The sequence below is a fragment of the Brevundimonas sp. UBA7664 genome, from assembly GCF_002483305.1.
GTDB lineage: Bacteria > Pseudomonadota > Alphaproteobacteria > Caulobacterales > Caulobacteraceae > Brevundimonas.
In genome coordinates this window covers 22616-29497 of sequence record NZ_DLHQ01000039.1, presented here as the reverse complement: position 1 = coordinate 29497, position 6882 = coordinate 22616, and the positions used below count along the sequence as shown (strand labels likewise).

The following is a 6882-nucleotide window of genomic DNA, read 5'->3' as shown; positions in this document are numbered from 1 at the left end:
CGCATGTCCCACACCGGCGCCAGCCTTTGGCCCCGGGCGCTGGCCGCCATCGAACGCGGCGGCGTCGAGGGCACGGAACAGGTCGGCGAGCCGACCTATGCGAAGAAGATCACGCCCGCCGAGGCCCGGATCGACTGGTCCCGTCCGGCGGCCGAAGTCGACGCCCACATCCGCGGCCTGTCGCCCTTCCCCGGCGCCTGGTTCGAGGTTCCGGGCGAGGACGGCCCCGTGCGGATCAAGGTGCTGATGTCACGCGTCTCGACCGGATCGGGCGCGGCGGGTCAGGTGCTGGATGCCGACCTGACCTTGGCCTGCGGCGATGGCGCGGTCCGGCTGCTGCGCGTCCAGCGGGCGGGCAAGGCGGCCCAGTCGGCGGACGAGATGCTGCGCGGCTTCCCCCTGCCGCCCGGAACGGTGCTCTCTCCCTCAAGCAGCGAGCCCCCGCGGGGCGAGCGATAGGGAAACAGGCATGACACGCTACCGGCTCACGCTGGAGTATGACGGCTCGGCCTATAACGGCTTTCAGGCCCAGACGGACCAGCCGACGGTGCAGGGCTCCGTCGAGACGGCGATCACCGCCTTCTGCGGCGAAACCGTGCGCCTCGCCGCCGCCGGCCGCACCGATACGGGCGTCCACGCCACCGGCCAGGTGATCAGCTTCGATCTCGAAAAGGACTGGCCGGCGAAGACGGTGATGAACGCCCTCAACGCCCATCTGGTCGGCGAGGCGATCTCGGTGCTGGACTGCGCCGACGTCGACGGCGAATGGCACGCCCGCTTCTCGGCCACGGGCCGCCGCTATCTGTACCGCATCCTCAACCGTCCCGGTCCGCCGGCGCTGGACGCGGGCCGGGTCTGGCACATGCGTAAATCCCTGGACGCCGAGGCCATGCAGGCAGCCGCGCAGAGCCTGGTCGGCCTGCACGACTTCACCACCTTCCGCGATGTGAACTGCCAGTCGAAATCACCCGAGAAGACCCTCGACGTCGCCCGCGTCACGCGGGTCGGCGACGAGGTGCATCTGGTCTTCGAGGCGCGCAGCTTCCTGCACCGGCAGGTGCGCTCGATGACCGGCACCCTGGTCGAGGTCGGGCTGGGACGGTGGGCGATCGGGGACGTCGCGGCGGCCCTCGCCGCCCGCGACCGCGCCGCCTGCGGCCCCGTGGCGCCGTCGACGGGGCTCTATCTGACGGGCGTGGTCTACTAACGCTCGTACGTCGAATAGCGCGGCGCCTTGTCATCCCGGACGCCGCAAAGCGGCGAGCCGGGATGACAAGTTCGTCCTAGTTCTTGGCTTCCTCAGCGCCGGACGTCACGGCGCTGCCGGCGGCGGACACGTCGCGGCCGACGCCGGACACGGTGTTGCAGGCCGAAACGGCCAAGGCGGCGGCGACGAGGCTGAGGGCGAGGATCTTTTTCATGGGACTTCCTTTTGGGGTGAACCTTCGCCGTAAACGCAAGCGTGACCGTGGGGTTGCATGGCCAAGGCCCGGTTTGATCTGCTAACCGGTCCGGCATGAGCCAGCCCGCCAACACCGCCGCCCGCCGCATCGTCGACACCCTCGTCATGAACGGCATCGACCGCGTCTTCTGCGTCCCGGGCGAGAGCTATCTCGCCGTCCTCGACGCCCTCGCCGACGTGCGCGACCGGATCCAGGTCATCGCCTGCCGCCACGAGGCCGGCGCCGCCAACATGGCCGAGGCCTACGGCAAGCTGACCGGCAAGCCCGGCGTCTGCATGGTCACCCGCGGGCCAGGCGCCACCCACGCCTCAATCGGCGTGCACACGGCGCACCAGGACTCCACCCCGATGATCCTGTTCGTCGGCCAGATCGCCCTGACCGACCGCGGTCGCGGCGCCTTCCAGGAGGTCGACTATCGCGAGGTCTTCGGCGGCCTGGCCAAATGGGCCACCGAGATCGAGAGTCCCGAACGCACCGTCGAGGTCGTCGAGCGCGCCTTCGCCACCGCCCTGCAGGGCCGGATGGGGCCCGTGGTCATCGCCCTGCCCGAGGACATCCTCCATGCCGACGGCGGCCCCGCCCCGATCCGCCCGGTGACCCCCGCGAAGGCGGCGCTGGACCCGGCCTTTGTCGAACAGGTGCGCGCGCGTCTGGCGAAAGCCGAACGCCCGCTGCTGGTCCTCGGCGGCTCCGGCTGGACCGAGGAGGCCGCCGCCGCCATCGGCGACTGGGCCGAGCGCATAGGTCTGCCCGTCAGCCTGTCGTTCCGGCGCAAGGACATCCTGTCCAACGCCCGCCCCAACTACGCCGGCGACCTCGGCCTCGGCTGCAACCCGAAACTGACCGCCCGGGCCAAGGCCGCCGACCTGATCCTCGCCGTCGGCGCCCGCCTCGGCGAGAACCCGACCCAGGGCTACACCCTGTTCGACCGCGCCCGCACCGCCGAGACCCTGATCCACATCCATCCGGGCGCGGAGGAGCTGGGTCGCGTCTGGACCCCGCTGATCAGCGCGACGGCCGACAATTCGCTGGCCGCCCTCGCCCTGTCCGCCATCGAGCCGGGCCGCACCTGGCATGACGAGGCCGCCGCCGCCCACGCCGATTACCAGGCCTTCTCGACCCCCGTGCCCGTGACCGGCGCGGTGAACATGAGCGAGTGCATGGCGCACCTGCACGACAGCCTGCCGCCGACCGCCATCGTCACCAACGGCGCCGGCAATTTCGCCGCCTGGCTGCACCGCTTCTACCGTCACCGCGCCTGTCGCACCCAGCTGGCCCCGACCTCGGGCGCCATGGGCTACGGCTATCCCGCCGCCCTCGCCGCCAAGTCGGTCCATCCCGATCGCGAGGTCATCTGCATCGCGGGCGACGGCGACTATCTGATGACCGGGCAGGAGATCGCCACCGCCGTCCAGTACGGCATCAACGCCGTCGTCGTGGTGGTCGACAACGGGACCTACGGCACCATCCGCATGCACCAGGAGATGCACTATCCGGGCGGACAGCGGACCATCGCCACCGACCTGGTGAACCCCGACTTCGTCAAATACGCCGAGGCCTTCGGCGCCTTCGGCATCCGCTGCGAGACCACCGCCGACTTCCCCGCCGCCCTCCAGGCCGCGCGGAACGCCGGCCGCCCCGCGCTCGTTCACCTGATCACCTCGGCCGAGGATATCGCCCCCAACCGCACCATCACCGGCCTGCGCTCGCAATAAGGAGCCGCCATGCGCGTTCTTCCTATCCTCGCCGCCTCGTCCCTGCTGCTCGGCGCCTGCGCCACGCCGATGGAGCCCGGTCCCGGCGGCCCGCCGATGGCGGACGGCAACGACTGCGCCGTCATCGCCGCGATCGCGAAGGAGCACTACCGTTTCAACAGCACCGACAACCGGCCCCTGCCGATCCGCTTCGAGGGCGACTACGCCCCGCGTTGCGACTGGAGCCGCCACGGCCTCGCCTTCCAGCCGTACGACCCCGACGCCCCCGGCGATCCGCGTCAGCGCATGCGCTGGGTCAGCTTCGCTCGGCCCGTCTATGACGGCCGCGGCGCCGTGGTCGCCACCGGCATCATGCACGGCCCGCTCGCGGGACAGGGCTATGAGTGCCGGGTCCTCTCGGGCTTCGCCGGCTGGACGGTCCCGGAAGGCTCGTGCCGCCGGACCTGGGTGTCCTGACGCCCAAACCTTTGCCCGGGAGCCGGTGACGGCGGCGCCGCGCCCGCCTATGTTCGCCGCATGACCGACGCGCCCGACTCGCCCGACCGCCCCCTCACCCAGGACGGCCCCGCCGTGCGGCTGTGGATGATCGACGCCTCGGCCTACATCTTCCGCGCCTACCACGCCCTGCCGCCCCTGACGCGCAAGTCCGACGGCCTGCCCGTCGGCGCCGTCCAGGGCTACTGCAACATGCTGTGGAAGCTGATCCGCGACATGAAGGGCGACGACGGTCCGACCCACCTCGTCGCCGTCTTCGACCATTCGGAGAAGACCTTCCGCAACGCCATGTACGACCAGTACAAGGCCAACCGCAGCGCCCCGCCCGAGGACCTGATCCCCCAGTTCCCGCTGGTCCGCGAGGCCACCGCCGCCTTCGGCGTCCATTGCGTCGAACTGCCCGGCTACGAGGCCGACGACCTGATCGCCACCTATGCCTGCAAGGCCCGCGACGCCGGCGGCGAGGCGGTCATCGTCTCGTCAGACAAGGACCTGATGCAGCTGATCGGCCCCTCGGTCGTCATGTGGGACCCGATGAAGGAGCGCCGCCTCGCCGAGGAGGCCGTGTTCGAAAAGTTCGGCGTCACGCCCGACAAGGTGGTCGAGGTCCAGGCCCTGATCGGCGACAGCGTCGACAACGTCCCCGGCGCCCCCGGCATCGGCCCCAAGACCGCCGCCCAGCTGATCGGCGAATACGGCGACCTCGACACGCTTCTGGCCCGCGCCGGCGAGATCAAACAGCCCAAGCGCCGCGAGACCCTGATCGAATTCGCCGACCAGATCCGGCTCAGCCGCGAGCTCTGCCGCCTCGACTGCGAGGCCCCCGCCCCCGAGCCCATCGCCGACTTCGCCATCCGCGACCCCGACCCCGAGACCCTCGCCGCCTTCCTCGACAAGATGGAGTTCCGCTCGCTGCGCAACCGCGTCGGCGACGGCAAGGCCCCGGCCACCAACGGCACCGCCTTCGTCGCCCGGCCCAAGGTCCCCTCCGCCCCCGTCGCCACGCCCCGCTACGGCCAGGTCGCGACCGGCCCGGCCGAGGCGCAGGGCTTCGACACCGAGGCCTACACCTGCGTCCAGACGCTGGAAGCGCTCGACGCCTGGATCGCCCGCGCGACCGAGGCCGGCGTCGTCGGCTTCGACACCGAGACCGACGCCCTGTCCGCGACCCACGCCGGCCTGTGCGGCGTGTCCCTCGCCATCGGCCCCAACGACGCCTGCTACATCCCCCTGACCCACGAGCACCCGCCCGCGCCCAACGCCGGCGGCCTCGACTTCGGCGGCGAGAGCGAGCAGCGCGAGGCCCTCACCCAGATCGACAAGCCCACGGCCCTCGCCCGCCTCAAGACGCTGCTCGAGAACCCCGCCGTCCTCAAGGTCACCCAGAACGGCAAATACGACCTCGCCGTCATGGCGCAGAGGGGCATCCGCGTCGCCCCGATCGACGACACCATGCTGATCTCCTACGTGCTCGAGGGCGGCCTGCACGCCCACGGCATGGACGAGCTGGCCCGGCTCCACCTCGGCCACGACCCCATCGCCTTCAAGACCGTCGCCGGGACGGGCAAGGCGCAGAAATCGTTCAAACACGTCGAGTTGAAACCGGCCACCTGCTACGCCGCCGAGGACGCCGACGTCACCCTGCGCCTGTGGCGCCTCCTCAAGCCGCGCCTGGCCGAAGAGCACCTGGTCACCGTCTATGAGACGCTGGAGCGCGGCATGCCCGCCGTCCTGGCCGACATGGAGCGGGCCGGCATCCGCGTCGACCCCGACCGCCTCAAGCGGCTGTCCTCCGAGTTCGGCCTGCGCATGGCCGAGCTGGAGCAGCAGGCGCACGAGCTGGCCGGCCGCCCGTTCAACGTCGGCTCCCCGCGCCAGATCGGCGACATCCTGTTCGGCGAAATGGCTCTGACCGGCGGCAAGAAGACCGCCTCCGGCCAGTGGGAAACCGGCGCCGCCACGCTCGAGGCCCTGGCCCTGACCCACGACCTGCCGCGCGTCCTGCTGGACTGGCGCCAGCTGTCCAAGCTCAAGGGCACCTATACCGACGCCCTGATCGAGGCCGCCGACAAGACCACCGACCGCGTCCACACCAGCTACCAGCTCGCCGCCGCCACCACCGGCCGCCTCGCCTCGTCCGACCCCAACCTGCAGAACATCCCGATCCGCACCGAGACCGGCCGCCAGATCCGTCAGGCCTTCATCGCCGCCCCCGGCCATGTCCTGATCAGCGCCGACTACAGCCAGATCGAGCTGCGCCTGCTGGCCCATATCGGCGACATCCCCGAGCTCAAGCGCGCCTTCGCCGCCGGCATCGACATCCACACCGCCACGGCCAGCGAGATGTTCGGCGTCCCCGTCGACCAGATGGACCCCGAGACGCGCCGCCGCGCCAAGGCGATCAATTTCGGCATCGTCTACGGCATCAGCGCCTTCGGCCTGGCCGCCCAGCTGAACATCGACCAGGGCGAGGCCGGCGCCTACATCAAGACCTATTTCGAGCGCTTCCCCGGCATCCGCACATACATGGACGCCACCAAGGCCCAGGTGCGCGAGACCGGCATGGTCAGCACCGTCTTCGGCCGCCGCATCCACATCCCCGCCATCCATTCAAAGTCCGGGGCCGAGCGCCAGTTCGGCGAACGCGCCGCCATCAACGCCCCCATCCAGGGCGCCGCCGCCGACATCATCCGCCGCGCCATGATGCGGATGCCGGGGGCTTTGGTTGAGGCCGGCCTGTCAACGAAGATGCTGCTCCAGGTCCACGACGAACTGGTCTTCGAGGCCCCCGAAGCCGAGGCCGGGCGCGCCATCGCCGTGATCAAGCGGACGATGGAGGGGGCGGCGGAACCGGCCGTGGCCCTGACCGTGCCGCTGGTGGTGGATGCGCGGGCGGCGGGGAACTGGGACGAGGCGCACTAGGTCTTTGACCCGACGCCGCCCTGCGAAGGAACACCTCCCGACAGAGGTCCTAGAACCGCACCGGTTTCAGCGAGGCTTTGCTTGATTGTTCCGCGCACACACGGCCCTCGCGACACGACGACCGCTATAAGGTGAAGCTTACTCCTTGAAATCCCGGCAAAATATTGTCGGCTTTGAAGCAACTTTCCCGTAGCGGACACGTAACTGCCGGTTCACGCGTCGTATTTCCGTTGGGGAAGGGACGCCTTTTGCCAGGACCGCTTATGTCGAATATCCACGGATCTCAC

General features: G+C 70.2%; 6 protein-coding genes. 5 read left to right on the top strand and 1 reads right to left on the bottom strand.

The features are described 5' to 3' along the window. Positions 1–459, top strand: a 459-nt coding sequence (locus B2742_RS09185; protein WP_414633056.1) for a methionyl-tRNA formyltransferase, incomplete at its 5' end; no start/stop codon positions are given. A 10-nt stretch (positions 460–469) separates the two neighbouring features. Next, positions 470–1207, top strand: coding sequence for a tRNA pseudouridine(38-40) synthase TruA (gene truA, locus B2742_RS09180; RefSeq protein ID WP_292065355.1), 738 nt, complete (start codon positions 470–472; stop codon positions 1205–1207). A 76-nt stretch (positions 1208–1283) separates the two neighbouring features. Here the strand turns inward: truA and B2742_RS09175 are convergent, their stop codons facing one another. Continuing rightward, positions 1284–1421 (bottom strand): entericidin A/B family lipoprotein, encoded by a 138-nt coding sequence (locus tag B2742_RS09175; protein ID WP_292065353.1) that lies wholly within the window; start codon positions 1419–1421, stop codon positions 1284–1286. A gap of 95 nt (positions 1422–1516) precedes the next feature. On the opposite strand from B2742_RS09175, the gene B2742_RS09170 reads away from it, so the two are divergent. From B2742_RS09170 to polA, 3 genes are read left to right on the top strand one after another with little or no spacing between them, the layout of a single operon-like run. Beyond that, a complete protein-coding gene (locus tag B2742_RS09170; RefSeq protein WP_292065350.1) occupies positions 1517–3178 on the top strand; it encodes a thiamine pyrophosphate-binding protein in 1662 nt (553 codons plus the stop codon). Between the two features lie 9 nt (positions 3179–3187). Beyond that, positions 3188–3634, top strand: coding sequence for a hypothetical protein (locus B2742_RS09165; protein ID WP_292065348.1), 447 nt, complete (start codon positions 3188–3190; stop codon positions 3632–3634). 60 nt (positions 3635–3694) lie between these two features. Continuing rightward, a complete protein-coding gene (gene polA / locus B2742_RS09160; protein WP_292065345.1) occupies positions 3695–6595 on the top strand; it encodes a DNA polymerase I in 2901 nt (966 codons plus the stop codon). Positions 6596–6882: the final 287 nt, after the last annotated feature.

What these genes read in the sequence shown, in the direction of transcription:
- truA (WP_292065355.1), top strand. Translation starts at nt 470, where the DNA reads ATGACACGCTACCGGCTCACGCTGGAGTATGACGGCTCGGCCTATAAC.
- B2742_RS09175 (WP_292065353.1), bottom strand. Translation starts at nt 1,421, where the DNA reads ATGAAAAAGATCCTCGCCCTCAGCCTCGTCGCCGCCGCCTTGGCCGTT.
- B2742_RS09170 (WP_292065350.1), top strand. Translation starts at nt 1,517, where the DNA reads ATGAGCCAGCCCGCCAACACCGCCGCCCGCCGCATCGTCGACACCCTC.
- B2742_RS09165 (WP_292065348.1), top strand. Translation starts at nt 3,188, where the DNA reads ATGCGCGTTCTTCCTATCCTCGCCGCCTCGTCCCTGCTGCTCGGCGCC.
- polA (WP_292065345.1), top strand. Translation starts at nt 3,695, where the DNA reads ATGACCGACGCGCCCGACTCGCCCGACCGCCCCCTCACCCAGGACGGC.